Source organism: Cutibacterium avidum 44067 (genome assembly GCF_000367205.1).
GTDB lineage: Bacteria > Actinomycetota > Actinomycetes > Propionibacteriales > Propionibacteriaceae > Cutibacterium > Cutibacterium avidum.
The window spans coordinates 2,098,680-2,113,411 of sequence record NC_021064.1; the positions used below are offsets into that span (position 1 = coordinate 2,098,680).

At 64.0% G+C, this 14,732-nt stretch carries 15 protein-coding genes; 14 read left to right on the plus strand and 1 reads right to left on the minus strand.

Annotated features, from left to right (window positions below):
* Positions 1–253: 253 nt before the first annotated feature.
* From rfbB to pknB, 14 genes are all read left to right on the plus strand, one after another.
* A complete protein-coding gene (rfbB, locus tag PALO_RS09695) occupies positions 254–1,252 on the plus strand; it encodes a dTDP-glucose 4,6-dehydratase (RefSeq protein WP_004810321.1) in 999 nt (332 codons plus the stop codon).
* On the plus strand, positions 1,252–2,640 hold the full coding sequence (locus tag PALO_RS09700) for a sugar nucleotide-binding protein (protein WP_015583399.1): 1,389 nt from the start codon (positions 1,252–1,254) through the stop codon (positions 2,638–2,640). The genes rfbB and PALO_RS09700 overlap by 1 nt, the downstream gene beginning before the upstream one ends.
* On the plus strand, positions 2,640–3,356 hold the full coding sequence (locus PALO_RS09705) for a hypothetical protein (protein ID WP_015583400.1): 717 nt from the start codon (positions 2,640–2,642) through the stop codon (positions 3,354–3,356). Before PALO_RS09700 ends, PALO_RS09705 begins: the two co-directional genes overlap by 1 nt.
* Entirely contained in the window at positions 3,350–3,607 is a 258-nt protein-coding gene (locus PALO_RS09710; RefSeq protein WP_004810318.1) for a hypothetical protein, read from the plus strand. Before PALO_RS09705 ends, PALO_RS09710 begins: the two co-directional genes overlap by 7 nt.
* Before the next feature lie 28 nt (positions 3,608–3,635).
* Complete coding sequence (locus PALO_RS09715) at positions 3,636–4,571, plus strand: nucleotidyltransferase family protein (protein ID WP_015583401.1); 936 nt, start codon at positions 3,636–3,638, stop codon at positions 4,569–4,571.
* Positions 4,568–4,837 (plus strand): PqqD family protein, encoded by a 270-nt coding sequence (locus PALO_RS09720; protein ID WP_004810316.1) that lies wholly within the window; start codon positions 4,568–4,570, stop codon positions 4,835–4,837. The genes PALO_RS09715 and PALO_RS09720 overlap by 4 nt, the downstream gene beginning before the upstream one ends.
* A gap of 5 nt (positions 4,838–4,842) precedes the next feature.
* Positions 4,843–5,421, plus strand: coding sequence for an arsenate reductase/protein-tyrosine-phosphatase family protein (locus tag PALO_RS09725; RefSeq protein WP_015583402.1), 579 nt, complete (start codon positions 4,843–4,845; stop codon positions 5,419–5,421).
* Between the two features lie 5 nt (positions 5,422–5,426).
* Positions 5,427–6,488, plus strand: coding sequence for a glycosyltransferase (locus tag PALO_RS09730; RefSeq protein WP_015583403.1), 1,062 nt, complete (start codon positions 5,427–5,429; stop codon positions 6,486–6,488).
* Positions 6,489–6,658: 170 nt separating this feature from the next.
* Positions 6,659–7,348, plus strand: a complete 690-nt coding sequence (locus tag PALO_RS09735; protein ID WP_015583404.1) for an FHA domain-containing protein — start codon at positions 6,659–6,661, stop codon at positions 7,346–7,348.
* 2 nt (positions 7,349–7,350) lie between these two features.
* Complete coding sequence (locus PALO_RS09740) at positions 7,351–7,839, plus strand: FHA domain-containing protein FhaB/FipA (RefSeq protein ID WP_015583405.1); 489 nt, start codon at positions 7,351–7,353, stop codon at positions 7,837–7,839.
* A gap of 3 nt (positions 7,840–7,842) precedes the next feature.
* Positions 7,843–9,297, plus strand: coding sequence for a PP2C family protein-serine/threonine phosphatase (locus PALO_RS09745; protein WP_015583406.1), 1,455 nt, complete (start codon positions 7,843–7,845; stop codon positions 9,295–9,297).
* A complete protein-coding gene (locus PALO_RS09750) occupies positions 9,297–10,703 on the plus strand; it encodes an FtsW/RodA/SpoVE family cell cycle protein (protein WP_015583407.1) in 1,407 nt (468 codons plus the stop codon). The genes PALO_RS09745 and PALO_RS09750 overlap by 1 nt, the downstream gene beginning before the upstream one ends.
* Positions 10,700–12,127, plus strand: coding sequence for a peptidoglycan D,D-transpeptidase FtsI family protein (locus tag PALO_RS09755; RefSeq protein WP_015583408.1), 1,428 nt, complete (start codon positions 10,700–10,702; stop codon positions 12,125–12,127). The genes PALO_RS09750 and PALO_RS09755 overlap by 4 nt, the downstream gene beginning before the upstream one ends.
* Positions 12,128–12,184: 57 nt before the next feature.
* Positions 12,185–14,065: a Stk1 family PASTA domain-containing Ser/Thr kinase gene (gene pknB / locus PALO_RS09760; protein ID WP_015583409.1), complete on the plus strand. Its 1,881-nt coding sequence runs from the start codon at positions 12,185–12,187 to the stop codon at positions 14,063–14,065.
* Position 14,066: 1 nt separating this feature from the next.
* Here the strand turns inward: pknB and PALO_RS09765 are convergent, their stop codons facing one another.
* Positions 14,067–14,696, minus strand: coding sequence for an anthranilate synthase component II (locus PALO_RS09765; RefSeq protein WP_004810307.1), 630 nt, complete (start codon positions 14,694–14,696; stop codon positions 14,067–14,069).
* Between the last annotated feature and the right edge of the window lie 36 nt (positions 14,697–14,732).

A 14,732-nucleotide genomic window follows, 5' to 3' on the forward strand; every position in this document is an offset into this window, starting at 1 on the left:
TCACCTTCCCCTCCCTGATCTTTGAGGGATTGACCAACGACTGACACCTGCTCACGACACAAAGGACAGTCAGCGAGCGAATGTCAAGCACCTCGTGGCGGGATGGCGATGTTGGCTCTCACGTGCCGGGCCACCAACGGGGGACGTGGTACTGCATGAAGACGGTTTGATGTGAGGACGGTTCCGCCGCGAAACCATGCCGCCCCAGCCACGGGTGAAGCCATCAAGCATTGCTTCCTCTACACTGCCTGTTATGCACTCCCTTCTCGTCACTGGCGGAGCCGGATTCATCGGCAGCAACTTTGCCCACTGGATCATCAACAACACTGACGCCACAGTGACGGTGTTGGACGCCATGACGTATGCCGCCAGTGAGGCCTCCCTGGAAGGACTGCCGCGCAACCGATATCAGCTAGTACGCGGATCGGTGTGTGATGCTGATCTCGTCGACGAGCTCGTCTCCCATCACGACGCCGTCGTCCACTTCGCCGCTGAATCCCACAATGACAATTCCTTGGACGGCCCGGCCCCGTTCATCCAAACCAACATCGTCGGCACCTTCACCCTGTTACAAGCCGTCCGCAAACACGAAAAGCGGCTACACCACATTTCCACTGACGAGGTCTATGGCGATCTTCAACTCGACGACCCCACCAAGTTCACCCCACAAACTCGATACAACCCGTCGTCGCCCTACTCAGCTTCCAAAGCCTCCTCGGACCTTCTGGTACGTGCTTGGGTACGCTCATTCGGAGTCCAAGCCACCATCTCGAACTGCTCGAACAACTATGGCCCACGCCAGCACGTCGAGAAGTTCATCCCCCGTCAGATCACCGAAATCCTTGAGGGACGACGCCCCAAGCTCTACGGCAGCGGTCTCAATGTTCGCGACTGGATCCACGTCGACGACCACAACTCGGCCGTGTGGACGATCCTCGAACGCGGCACGATCGGCGAAACGTACCTCATCGGAGCCGACGGTGAACTCGACAACAAAACCGTCATCGAACTCATCCTTGAACTCATGGGCCAGCCCATCGACGGCTACGACCACGTCAACGACCGCCCCGGCCACGACCTGCGCTACGCCATCGACGCCACCAAGCTGCGCCAGGAACTCGGCTGGCAGCCCGAGTACACGAACTTCCGCGACGGCCTGGCAGCGACCATCGACTGGTACCGCGGCAATCAGTCGTGGTGGCTCCCCCAGAAGGAGACCACCGAGGCCGCCTACGCCGCGAAAGGGCAGTGATGAGTGACCTGAGCATCGACACCACCGACATCCCGGGCCTTCTCGTCCTGCACCTGCCCCTGCACGGTGACAACCGCGGCTGGTTCAAGGAGAACTGGCAACGCGAGAAGATGACCGCTCTCGGCCTACCTGATTTCGGACCAGTACAAAACAACGTGTCGCACAACGCCCAGGCAGGCGTCACCCGAGGCATGCACGCAGAACCGTGGGACAAGCTCGTCTCGGTGGCAACTGGGCGCATCCTCGGCGCCTGGGTGGATCTACGTGACGGGAACTCCTTCGGCAACGTCGTCACCGTCGAGATGGGTCCGGAAACCGCCGTGTTCGTCCCCCGGGGCGTCGCCAACGGCTACCAGGCCCTCGAGGACGGCACGACCTACACCTACCTCGTCAACGACCACTGGTCGGCCGAAGCCAAGAAGTCCTACACCTTCGTCAACCTCGCCGATCCGGCGTTGGGCATCAATTGGCCGATCTGCGTGGACCAGGCCGAGCTGTCCGAGGCTGACCGTCATCACCCACCGCTGAGCGGGGTCATCCCCTTCCGTAAGCCGCGCACCGTCGTGCTGGGATCCAACGGCCAGCTCGGCAAGGCACTGCGCCCACTCCTGCCCGACGCCGAGTTCACCACCCGAGAGACCCTCGACCTGTCCAACCCGGCCAGCCTAGGCACCTTCGACTGGAGTGGGGTCGGCACCATCATCAACGCCGCCGCCTACACCGCCGTTGACGCCGCCGAAGACCCGGCCAACCGTGCCACAGTCTGGGCCGCCAACGTCTCCGGCGTCGCCCAACTCGTCCGGATTGCCGCTGACCGACGCGCCACCTTGGTCCACGTCTCCAGTGACTACGTCTTCGACGGCACCAAAACCCTCCACAACGAGGACGAGGCGTTCAGCCCGCTGGGCATCTACGGCATCACCAAGGCCGCCGCCGACGAGATCGTCACCGCGTACCCCCGCCACTACGTGCTACGCACCAGCTGGGTCGTCGGCGAAGGCAACAACTTCGTCAACACCATGGCCAGTCTGGCCCGTCGCGGCATCAGTCCTCAGGTCGTCTCCGATCAGCACGGTCGTCTCACCTTCACCCGTGACCTTGCCGCCGCAATCATCCACCTGCTGACGACCGGGGCACCCTTCGGCAGCTACAACATCTCCAACGAGGGACCGACGCAGACCTGGTTCGACATCGCGAACGAGATCTTCACCCTGCTGGGAGCCGACGGCACCGTCACCCCGACGACCGCCGCCGAATGGGGCAAGGGCAAGGACTTGGCACCGCGTCCCGAGCATTCCACCCTCGACCTGTCCCGCATCGAGGCCAGCGGGTTCACCCCGGCCACGACTGCTCATCGGCTGCGCGAGCACCTGGGCGTGACCAAGTGATGAATTTGGCAGCCCTCGGCACCACGGTGCAGATCGACGCATCCGGGACCGGGCTGGACCAGGGGGAGCTCCGCCACGCGTGGGCACGTTGCCTCAGCGCCCCGGATCCCGAACCGGTCCTGCTCGCCCCCGGACCGATGACGGCATCCTCCCTGACCCAAGAGATCACCCGGAAACTCATCTCACGTCAGATTGGCCGCCTCCTCATGTTTCACGCCGGCGCGGTGTGTCACCCAGCCACTGGGGACTCAGTTGTCTTCATCGCCCCTGGCGGCACCGGGAAAACCACCCTTGCCACGTACCTGGGGCGACGATATGGATACATCAGCGACGAAACGGTTGCCATCGAGCCCGACACCTGGCGGATCTTCCCTTACCCCAAACCGCTGTCTACCCGTCGTCCCGACCTCTTGGGGGAGAAGGCAGAATTCAGCCCCGACGACCTGGGACTGCAGCCCTGCCACCCCGACCCCCACGTCAGCCACCTCGTGCTCCTGGCACGAGACGATTCCCACGACACTCTCACCACCCCCGTGCGGCGTCTTGACGCCATGGTGACGATGGCCGAACAGTCCTCGTCCCTCCACAAACTCCCCAAACCACTGTGCCTGCTGGCCGATCTCATCTCGCACGCCGGAGGGGTCTGGCAAGCCCAATACGCGGAGCACGACACCCTCGGACCATTCATTGAGGACCTTTTGGGGGCACCATGCTGATTCAGCGTGCCAACGTCACAGACATCTGGTTCGAGGACGACGAGGCACTCGTCATCGTCGATGATGCCATTTTCCGGCTCTCCCCCCTCGCCGTCGCGATATGGGACGTTCTCGAGACCCCACTCGAATTCGACGAGTTGGGTCGCGAACTCGAGGCCCTTGTCGGGCCACCGCCCGACGGTACATTGACCGAGGCGCTCACGAGTTTCGTCGGCACCATGACCCTCAACGGGATATTGATGAAAACATGACGCCACTTCATTGATAAGCTCCAGAGCGATGACTGGCGTAATCGAGGGGACACTTCGCACCGCGAGTCGCATCGAGCTGACACATGGCGTCCTACAACGGCTGGCCGACCGATGCGGCGCCGACGTGCTACACATCAAAGGCCCCACTGTCTCCCCAGAACTTCTGGAGCACTGCATCGTCAATGACGAGGACACCGTCATCCCACGCGGCTCCACGGACGCAGACGTCCTCGTGCGTCCTGAGCACCTCGCCCAGTTCGAGACCACACTCGCACATCACGGCTGGCACAAAGTGGTTGACTTCCATGACGGCTCGGCCTTCGGTCATGCGGCCAATTATTGGCACGAACTCCTTGGCTACGCCGACATCCACCGTCAATTCCCTGGCATCAACATCGCGCCCTCACCGGCATTCCAAGCCCTGTGGACCCGTCGTCAAGGAATCGACATCGCCCACACCCCCATCCACACTCCCAGCGTCACCGACCAGCGTCTCATCCTCCTGCTGCATGCCGCCCGCAGTGGCAACCCGAACCATCCCGACAAGGTGCGGTGCTGGGACGACGCCAGCGATCAGGAGCGCCAGACGGTGCGCAGCCTGGCCCGCGATCTCGACGCCCAGGTCGCCCTGGCCGCCGCCATCGGCGAACTGGAGCAGTACCGCGAACACCGCACCTATGACCTGTGGCGACAGTTCTCGACCGGCGACCCCAGTCGTCTGCACGAGTGGCGCGCTCGAGTCCGCGCCGCTCCCACCCGCAAGGAAGCCGTCAAGGTAGTTCTGAATTCCCTCGCTCTCAATCGACCGCACCTCCGCATGGACCTCGGCCATGACCTCACCCGCGCCGACATCGTTCGCGGCTACTGGGACCGCACCGTCAGGGCCTCCCAGGAGGTCCTCCAGGTGGCCCGGAAACAGCTCAGGAAGCAGCTGGACCCCCGACACCGGAGGGGACACCGATGACGTGGCGGATCAGCCCCAACGTGGCCTGGACGTACGACGAGGATGGCGTGGCTGTGGCTACCGTCCCGGATACTCAGGTGTATCGCCTCGACAGCAGCGGCGGAATCATCTGGGACGCCGTCGCCGAGCGCCCGGGAGCGACGACCGACGAGATCGTCGCGGACGTTGCCGCCCTGATTCACGTGCCTGCCGACCATATCTGTGAGGACGTCATCAGCTACCTCCACCACCTGGAATCACTCGGTATCGTGATCGCGAGAGGTTGACGATCATGACCGAACACGCACAGTCGACGGCCCCGCTGCGAATCCATTTCGTCTGCACGGCCAATATCTGCCGCTCGGCGTATTGCCATGCCCGGGCAGCTCACCTGTTCAATCCCTCGCGCTTCGAGGTCTCCAGCTCAGGCATCCAGGCCGAGGAAGGCCTGCCGATGTGGGAGCAGATGCGCCGCGAGCTAGAACGCCATCAAGCCGAGGCGGCCGCGACCTCCTCCCACCAGATCGAGATCGACGACGCGGTGGAAGCCGACCTCATATTGACGATGACGGCCGGACAACGGGACGCCATCGTCGAATGGTGGCCGCAAGTGATGAAACGGACCTTCACCCTGCCGCAATTCGTCGCAATCGCCAGTGAGCTCACCTGGGACGATCCCACTATGGACCCTCGACAGGTCATTGGCAAGGCATTTCAGAACCGTTTCGCGGCTGGCTCGACGGACGACATCGAGGACCCCTACCGTCGCAGCAGCGAGATCGTACGGGCCTGCGCCGACGAATTGGACGGACTTCTCGAGGATCTAGAACACATGCTGACCCCCGTGAGGCCCCGTCGCGCGGCAGAATGAGCACCATGCACCTCGATCTCGGCCTCGCCCAGACCATCAACCGCGCAACCCACGTCACCCGCGGATTCCGCCGCATCGTCATGGTGACCGCCACCGGGGACAACCGTCCCAATCGCCTCGTCGCCGATCTCACCGACGAGTTCTCCCGCCGTGGAATCGAGGTGTCACAGCTTCCGATCGAAGAATCCAAGGACACCACGGCCCCCTCGTCGGTGCCAGCCCCGGCCCGCAAGGTCCTGAAAAAGTGGTCACTCCACCGTCAGGAGAAGGCTCGCCAGGACCTCGGCGAGAGCCTCGACCACCAGTCCGCGATCATCGTGACCGATCCCAGCCGTCTCGACGAGATCGCTGATCTCCCGGTCGCTGGTCAGGCCGACCGTCCGGTCGTCGTCCTGCTCGTCACCGACCCCGACAAGGCTCCTGATGAGCTCCCCCAGCTCGTCGACCTCGTCGTCACCCCGAACCCCGACACCAATCCCTGGAAGCACCTCGGTGTTCCGGTGCACTCCATCGGTGTGCCGGCCGCAGGCGCCAGCCCGACCCCTGGTGACCGTCCGAAGCGAGTCGCCCTGCTCGGCCCATGCACCGATGAGGAGCTCTCGGAAGCCCTCGCCACCTTCGACCGAGCCTGCCAGGTCGTCCCCGGCTGGTCCCTGGAGGTATGCCTCGACGACGAGACCCGCATCCACTCCGCAGTGGCAGCCCGCCGTGACGTCGGAATCCACCCGGCCGGATCTGAGAACACCATCATGAACCAGAGTGAGTTGGCCCTGGTCCTGACCCGCGAGGAGGACCTAGCCTCCCGGATCCTCGACGCCGCTGGTGCCGGACTGCCCGCCATCGCCTACGCCGACACCCCTGCGGCAGCTGACATCCTCTCTCGCAGCGGGTATCCGGCCACGAACATGGAGGAACTGGCCAGCGCTCTCTCCCAGGGCATGGCTGATGCCCCGCTGCGTCGTATCCAGCGCGAGTCTGCGGCCGAGGTCGTCTCCGGCCATGGCAGCTCGAAGATCGGCGACGCATGGCTCGACCTCATGTTCACCGTGGGGCGCAGCCGCCGCTGACCTTCCCACCGGCCCCGGTGGCGCTTCCGAAGCCGCTTTCGAGTGCAACGTCCGCCACGCGGAACACGGCCGTCACAGGGTATCGTCAGACCTTCTGGGTACACTCGCATGGTGGTAGTCCGTGTGAAACGGACGACCAGCCTGACATGTCAGCCGGAAGGAGGAGCCGGGTGGGTTTCCTGGACAAGGTCGAGAAGTCGATCGAAGGCGCCGTCAGTGGCGTCTTCGCGCGCGCCTTCCGTGGTGAGGTTGAGCCGGTGGAGATCGCCGGTCGGCTGCAGCGCGAGCTCGACTCCGAGGCGCAGATCCTGTCCCGCGACAAGTCACTGGTTCCCAATGATTTCGTGGTCCGGCTGTCCAGCCATGATTACGAGCGTCTCGTCCCCTACACCAAGACCCTCAATGCCGAGATCATCCCGACTCTGCGTGATCACGCCAGCGAGCGTCACTACGTGTTCAACGGACCCATCCACATCCGTTACGACCTGGACGGCTCCCTGCCGGTCGGCAAATTCACCGTTCTGACGGGCGAGAACCACGCCAAGGCCACCGCTGGCCGTCGTGCGCCGCTGGTACTGGAGGTCAACGGGGTGCGTCATCCCCTCACTCCCCCGGGCCTGACGATCGGCCGAGGTTCCGATGCTGACATTCGCATCAACGATCCGGGCATTTCTCGTCTCCATGCTCGTGTCAACGTCTGGCCCCAGGGCGACGGAATCGGCCTGTCCATCGAGGATCTCAACTCCACCAATGGGGTGTCGGTCAACGGAGTCAAGGTCTCCAGCGCTGAGATCAGCGACGGGTCACGCATCGAGATCGGCTCCACACGGATGCTGGTCCATTCTCCGACGGGGATGTGATCGTGAGCGAATTCCTCGTCACACTGTTACGCATTGCCTACTTGGCGGTGTTGTGGATCTTCATCCTGCTCGTCACGAACGTCATTCGTACCGACATCTACGGTCACCGGGTACCTCACAATGCTGAAGCCGCTGCCGTGGGTCCTGGGCGAGGTGGTAAGGGCCGCAAGGCTCGTCGTCGTGAGGTCGCCCCGGTACCGACTGGTCTGCAGGTCATCTCCGGCAGTGGGGCCGGCACATATGTCCCGCTGGCCAACGGCGTCACCGTGGGGCGCGGCAACGACTGCACCCTTCCCATTGACGACGACTACGCCTCCACCCGCCATGCCGAGTTCAGCCCCGGCATCGACGGCACGTGGTTCGTCGAGGATCTGGCCTCGACGAATGGCACCCATGTCAACGGTGAGCGCATCGAGAACCCGACGCGCCTGTCGGTGGGGGACGAGGTGCGAATTGGCAGGACCGTCATGACCGTCACCGGCGGGCGGTGAGCGATGGCCTTCTCCCTCGACGTTCGATGCCACTCCGAAATTGGCCTGGTGCGACGCAACAACCAGGACTCGGGGTACGTCTCCCCGAGGATGCTCGTCGTCGCCGACGGCATGGGCGGTGCCGCCGCAGGTGACCTCGCCTCCACCGTCGCCGTGCGTCACGTCGCCCGAGCTGACGAGAGGTTCTCCGGGGAGGACTCCCCGTGCCGCCCGCAGGGAGAGGAGATGCTCACCGTTCTGGCTGGTGCGGTGGCTGACGCCAATGACGAACTGGCCGACCTCGTGGCGTGGGACTCCTCCCTGGAGGGCATGGGGACGACCTTCTGCGGAGCGATGTTCTCAGGCACCCAGCTCGGCGTGGTCCACATCGGTGACTCCCGCGGCTACCTGCTGCGTCAGGGCCGCATGAAGCGGATGACCCACGACCACTCGTGGGTGCAGTCCCTCATCGATGATGGTCGGATCACCCCCGAGGAGGCCGCCGTTCATCCGCATCGGTCTCTCCTTCTCAAGGTGCTCAATGGCCAGCCCCAGCACGTCCCGGACACCCAGATCGTGGATCTTCGGTTGGGAGACCGCATTCTCTTCTGCTCTGACGGACTGTGCGGTCTCGTCGACGACGAGACGATCGCCGAGCACCTCAGCACCACCAATCTGGACGACGTCGTCGATCTGCTGGCGACGGACGCCCATGCCGGTGGCGGCACCGACAACATCACCATCGTCGTCGCCGAGGTCGTCGGGGCTGATCCCGTCCTGGACGCCTCCGAGCCCCACATCATCGGGGCAGCGACGACCCGCAAGGTTCCCGAGCACGAGGTCACCGCTCCGCTCTCCGTCGAGCAACCGTCCTCCGCGACGAAGGACGCCGGCACGTCGACCGTGCTCTTCGACTCCGAGGCGGAGGAGTCGATGCGCTATGCGCCCGTGGATTCCCGGACCCGCCGTCGTCGCCACTGGCTGTGGCCCGTGGTCGTCCTCGCCGTCGCCGCTGTCGTCGTCGGCGGCATCTTCGGCACTCGCGCCTACCTCAACACCCAGTACTACGTGGGTACCGACGGCAACGCGGTGGCGATTTATCAGGGATCACCGGACAGCCTGGCGTGGATCCAGCTCTCCCACGTCGCTGAGACGACGGACGTCAAGACCACTGATCTTCCGCGCTACTACCGAAATCGAGTCTCGGAGAACATCCGCGTCTCCTCGATGGAGTCCGCCCACTCCACGGTTGCTGAGCTGCGTACCGGAGCCGAGCATTGCAAGGCCGTGCGCGAAATGGCGACGACCCCGCCTGCTGCCCCGACCAGACCCTCGACGACCCTATCGGCATCACCTCAATCGTCCGCCAGCAGTTCCGGTATTCCTCACCCGTCCGCAGTACCGACCCCCGCGATGCCCTCACCGAGCGCCTCGGGGCATGAGGTGGACCTCCCCGCCGTCAGTTCGGGTGATTGCTGATGAGTGTCGTACCGGAATTCGATGACGGCACCGTCGTCGTCCAGTCCAAGAGACGCTGGACGGAACTCTTCATGCTTCTCATCGCCTGGGCCATTGGCTTCGGCGGCTGGGTACTCACCGAGCTCAACATCAACCATGAGTTGCCCGAGACCTGGATGACGGTCGGCGGTGTGTGGCTGGGGATGGCTGTCATCGCGCACATCTTCGTGAGGATCGTCATTCCTTACGCCGACCCCGTGATTCTTCCCATCGTCTTCACCCTCAATGGGCTCGGGCTCGCGATGATCCACCGCATCGACCTTGTCCCCGACCCGAACAAGAACCGGATGGACACCCAGGCCATGTGGACGGCCCTGGGCCTCATCTTGTTCCTGACGACCCTGCTCGTCCTGCGGGATCATCGCAAACTGCAGAAGTACCCCTACGTGCTGTTCATCGTCGGCCTGGGATTCCTCTTGCTGCCCCTGGTCCCCGGCCTGGGGATGTCAGTGCTCGGATCGCGAGTGTGGATCCGCATTGGCTCCTACAGCTTCCAGCCTGCCGAGGTGTCGAAGGTGGTGCTAGCCATCGCCTTCGCGGCTTACCTTGTGGACAACCGCGACGTCCTCTCCCGCGCCGGCCACAGAATCCTGGGCATCACCCTGCTGCGTGCCCGTGATCTCGGCCCGATCGCAGTGATGTGGGTCGCGACGATGCTCGTCATCGTCTACCAGAATGACCTGGGCACCGGAATGCTCTTCTACGGCATGTTCGTCGTCATGCTGTACCTCACGACCGAGCGTGTCGGATGGGCGATTCTGGGAGCGGTCAGCCTCGTCGGTGGCGCGGCGCTGGCGTACGCCTTCTTCGGCCACGTCCGCATCCGTTTCGATTCCTGGCTGCACCCCTTCACCGATTACAGCCAGAATTACCAGATCATCCAGGCTCAGTTCGGGCTCGCCTGGGGTGGTCTCGCCGGACGCGGCTGGGGGCTGGGACGTCCCGGGATGGTGCCCTTGGCATGGAGCGACTTCATCGCGACTTCGATCGGAGAGGAACTCGGCGTCACTGGCCTCATGGCCGTCATCATGATGTTCTTCATCCTCACCGCTCGCGGTATGCGCACCGCCCTCGGCTGCCGTGACGAGTTCGGCAAGCTCATGGTCGCTGGACTGTCCTTCACCCTTGCTCTCCAGGTCTTCGCCATCATCGGTGGCGTCACCCGGCTGCTGCCGCTCACTGGCCTGACGACGCCGTTCATGAGTCAAGGCGGGTCGTCCCTGGTCGCCAACTGGGTCATCGTCGCGATCATCATGATCGTCTCGCACCGCAATCGGAAACCGGCCGACGACTTCACCGCCACCGTGCCCGTTGATCCTCAAGCCCAAGAAGCCACCACCGTCATCCCGAATGGAGGCACGCGATGAACAAGCAAATTCGCGGAGTCTCCCTGCTCGCCGGGCTGATGTTCATGGCTCTCATGGTCAATCTCACCGGATCGGCCATCTTCCGGCAGGCCGGCCTCAACAACGATCCTCGTAACGTCCGGGTGCGCGACGCCGAGTTCTCCCAGAACCGGGGCGACATCCTCGTCGGTTCGATGCCCATCGCGACCACCAAGTCCAGGGATGGCAAGTTCGCCTACCAGCGCGTCTATCCCTCTGGCCCGGAGTACGCCCCGATCACCGGGTATTACTCCTACTACTACGGGCGCTCCATGCTCGAGCAGACCCAGAACGCCCAGCTGACGGGTACCTCGGACGCCCAGTGGCTTTCCCGGATCACGGGCACCCTGTCTGGCCACAAGCCTGAAGGTGGCTCGATCACGACGACGGTCAACGCCAAGGCCCAGGATGCCGCGTGGGAAGGCCTCAGAGGCAAGAAGGGCGCTGTCGTCGCGATGGACTACACCACTGGCGCGGTGCTGGCCATGGCGTCCTCCCCCTCCTACGACCCCAACGATCTGGCCTCCCAACGCCTCAACGACACCAGCCAGGCGTGGAAGGAACTCGTTGCGGACAAGTCGTCTCCGTTGTCCAACCGCGCCAGCCGTGAGATCTACCCTCCCGGTTCGACCTTCAAACTGGTGACGGCCGCTGCGGCCCTGCAGAACGGTTACAACCCGAACTCCACAGTGGATGCGCCGGAGAACTGGATCCTGCCCGGCACCCGCACTCCGTTGACGAACGAGACCTATTGCGGGGGCAAGCAGATCACTCTCACCCGTGCCCTCGACATCTCGTGCAACACCGCCTTCGGCAAGCTCGGAGTGGGCCTGGGCCAAGACAAGATCAATGCCCAGGCTGAGGAATTTGGATTTGGCAAGGTCGTCGACTCCGACATCTCGTCGGTCGCCTCGAAGTTCCCCAAGGACATGACCGATGCTCAGCTCGCGCAGAGTTCCATCGGCCAGTTCGACGTCGCAGCCTCCCCTCTCCAGATGGCGATGGTGACTGCCGGCATCGCCAATGGCGGCAAGCTCATGACGCCGTATCTCACCGCGCAGGTCCGGGCATCGAACCTTCAGGTGGTTTCCGAGCATCGTCCCAAGCAGATGTCTCAGCCGATGACGAAGGAGTCGGCCGAGCAACTGAAGTCGATGATGGTCTCGGTGGTCAACAACGGCACTGGTAAGAGGGCACGCATTGACGGGGTCACTGTGGGCGGCAAGACCGGTACTGCGCAGACGATGAGGGGGAAGGCTCCCTACGCATGGTTCGTGGGGTGGTCCGACAAGCCACACGTCGCAGTGGCGGCCTTCATCCAGTCGTCGAACACCGACATCGACGAGATCTCCGGAGGCCGGCTCGCGGCTCCCATCGCCAGAGATGTCATCGAGGCGATGCGATGACAACCACACACATGACCAGCACACTTCACCACGTCTCACCACAAAGGGGATCCCTCAATGAGCACTGAGAGTTGGCTCTCCGGGCGTTACGAACTGCAGAACCTCATCGGCCGTGGCGGCATGGCCGATGTCTGGAGGGCCCGCGATCACCGTCTCGGTCGCGACGTCGCGGTCAAGAGGTTGCGCGCCGACCTCGCCAGCGACGACACCTTCCAGGCGAGGTTCCAGCGTGAGGCACAGTCGGCTGCGCGCCTCAACCACCCGAACATCGTCGCCGTGTATGACACTGGTGAGACGCAAGATCCGACAACCGGCCTGCAGGTGCCTTACATCGTCATGGAACTCATTGACGGTCACACCCTGCGCGACGTGCTGCGCGACGGCCGTAAGATCCTTCCCCGCCGCGCTTTGGAGTTCACCCAGGGTGTGCTCGATGCACTGAGTTATTCCCACGCTGCCGGCATCGTCCACCGTGACATCAAGCCGGCCAATGTCATGCTGACCCGCGAGGGTTACGTCAAGGTGATGGACTTCGGCATCGCCCGCGCGGTTGCCGACACCTCCGCCACCATGACCCAGACCGCCGCCGTCATCGGCACCGCCCAGTACCTCTCCCCGGAGCAGGCTCGCGGCGAGACCGTCGACAACCGTGCTGACATCTACGCCACCGGCTGTCTGCTGTACGAGCTGCTCGTCGGACGCCCGCCATTCATCGGCGACTCCCCTGTCTCGGTGGCCTACCAGCACGTCCGCGAGATCCCGGCACCGCCGTCCTCGCTGGATTCCGAGATCACTGGCGAGATGGACGCCATCACCCTCAAGGCGCTGGCGAAGGAGCGGGCTGATCGCTACCAGACCGCCAAGCAGATGCGTGACGACATTGATCGCCTGCTGTCAGGGCGCGAACCGCTGGCGATGCAGGCTCACGCCGATCCCGATGCCGACACGGAGGAGCAGACCCACCTCATCCCCGCTGCTGCGGCAACGGCCGCCGCGCCTCCTGCCGCGCCGGCTGCCGCTGCACAGCGAGACGAGGCCACCCCCGCTCAAACCGAGAGCCCTGCAGAACCGGAAGAGCCTAAGCGCAAGCGTTGGCCGGTCGTCCTCGTGACGATCCTGGTCGTCGCGTTGCTCGCGCTGCTCGGATTCGGGTTGCACAGGATGCTCGGGCCTTCCTCGGCCCCCACCTCGTCGCCGACGCCGTCGAAAACCGTGAAGATGGTCGATGTCCCGGCGGTCACTGGTCTGAGCCAGCAGGGAGCCACGTCGACCCTCGAGAATGCCGGCCTCAAGGTGAAGGTCGAGCACGTCCAGAAGGACGAGTCGACTGCCAACCAGGTTGTCTCGCAGAATCCTGCTGCCAACCAGAAGGTCCCTGAGGGCAGCAAGGTGACGATCACCGTCAATGACGGGCCAAAGAAGTTGACGATCCCGCAGAACATCGTCGGGATGCCGAAGTCGGATGCCGTCAAGGCCCTCAAGGACGCCGGATTCTCGGACAACCAGATCAGGGTCAACGACGATGACCCCAAGACCGAGGCGAATACCGCCAAGGCGGGCACCGTTGACTCCGTCCGCCCGAGTGCGGGTACCTCTCTGACCCCCGAACAGCAGGTGACGCTGACGGTCGCGACTGGTAAGTCGGTCGTCCCCAACCTCAAGGGCATGAGCGTCGAAGAGGCCTACGCCGCTGCCAGCTCGAACGGATTCTCCATCTCCGTGGAGCGTCAGACGACATCCTCGGCTGCCCCCGGCACGGTGTTCAGCCAGGACCCGGATTACGGGGCCACTGCCAAGAGGTCGACCGCCATCAAGGTGCTCGTCGCCGTGAAGCCGTCGGAACCGACCCACGAGGCCCCGACGAGCCCTACTCCGAGCGAGGACGACCCCTCACCGGTTCCGACGTCGACGGCCAGTCCGTCGTCATCTCACGGCTGAATCAGCGGTCCGCCGCGCTCATCAGCGGGCTCATCTGGCTGGCGCGGGAGGGGGCTTCCGGGTCCCCGCACTCCATCAGCCAGGTGGCGAGCATCTGGTGACCGTGCTGGGAGAGTACTGACTCGGGGTGGAACTGCACCCCCTCGACCGGCAGTCTGCGGTGACGCAGGCCCATGACAACACCGGTGTCCGTGCGTGCTGTCACTTCCAGCTCGGCCGGGATCTCGTCCACGGCCAAGGAGTGGTAGCGAGTGACGACGAGCGGGTCTGGCAAGCCAGCGAAAACCCCCTTACCTTCGTGGTGAATCGGCGAGGTCTTGCCGTGCAGCTGTTCCTCGGCGCGTCCGACATGACCTCCCCACGCAATGGCCATAGCCTGCATGCCCAGGCACACACCAAAGATCGGTCGGCGGGCGCCGCGCAGGATGTCCACGCACACTCCGGCGTCCTCCGGATGTCCGGGGCCGGGTGACAGCAGGATGCCGTCGAAGGGATCCCACCACTGCGGATCCTCGAAGAGAGGATCATCGTTGCGAACCACCGTGGTGTCTGCCCCGATCTGTCCCAGGTAGGACACGAGATTCCACACGAAGGAGTCATAGTTGTCGACGACGAGGATCCTGGCTGTCATGGGATCATTGTGTCGCAGGCCGGCGTCGAGACGCCA

Coding starts and splice junctions, on each gene's coding strand:
- PALO_RS09755 (WP_015583408.1), top strand. CDS start 10,700: ATGAACAAGCAAATTCGCGGAGTCTCCCTGCTCGCCGGGCTGATGTTC.
- PALO_RS09700 (WP_015583399.1), top strand. CDS start 1,252: ATGAGTGACCTGAGCATCGACACCACCGACATCCCGGGCCTTCTCGTC.
- PALO_RS09745 (WP_015583406.1), top strand. CDS start 7,843: ATGGCCTTCTCCCTCGACGTTCGATGCCACTCCGAAATTGGCCTGGTG.
- PALO_RS09705 (WP_015583400.1), top strand. CDS start 2,640: ATGAATTTGGCAGCCCTCGGCACCACGGTGCAGATCGACGCATCCGGG.
- PALO_RS09765 (WP_004810307.1), bottom strand. CDS start 14,696: ATGACAGCCAGGATCCTCGTCGTCGACAACTATGACTCCTTCGTGTGG.
- PALO_RS09725 (WP_015583402.1), top strand. CDS start 4,843: ATGACCGAACACGCACAGTCGACGGCCCCGCTGCGAATCCATTTCGTC.
- PALO_RS09750 (WP_015583407.1), top strand. CDS start 9,297: ATGAGTGTCGTACCGGAATTCGATGACGGCACCGTCGTCGTCCAGTCC.
- rfbB (WP_004810321.1), top strand. CDS start 254: ATGCACTCCCTTCTCGTCACTGGCGGAGCCGGATTCATCGGCAGCAAC.
- PALO_RS09710 (WP_004810318.1), top strand. CDS start 3,350: ATGCTGATTCAGCGTGCCAACGTCACAGACATCTGGTTCGAGGACGAC.
- PALO_RS09720 (WP_004810316.1), top strand. CDS start 4,568: ATGACGTGGCGGATCAGCCCCAACGTGGCCTGGACGTACGACGAGGAT.
- PALO_RS09715 (WP_015583401.1), top strand. CDS start 3,636: ATGACTGGCGTAATCGAGGGGACACTTCGCACCGCGAGTCGCATCGAG.
- PALO_RS09730 (WP_015583403.1), top strand. CDS start 5,427: ATGCACCTCGATCTCGGCCTCGCCCAGACCATCAACCGCGCAACCCAC.
- pknB (WP_015583409.1), top strand. CDS start 12,185: ATGAGCACTGAGAGTTGGCTCTCCGGGCGTTACGAACTGCAGAACCTC.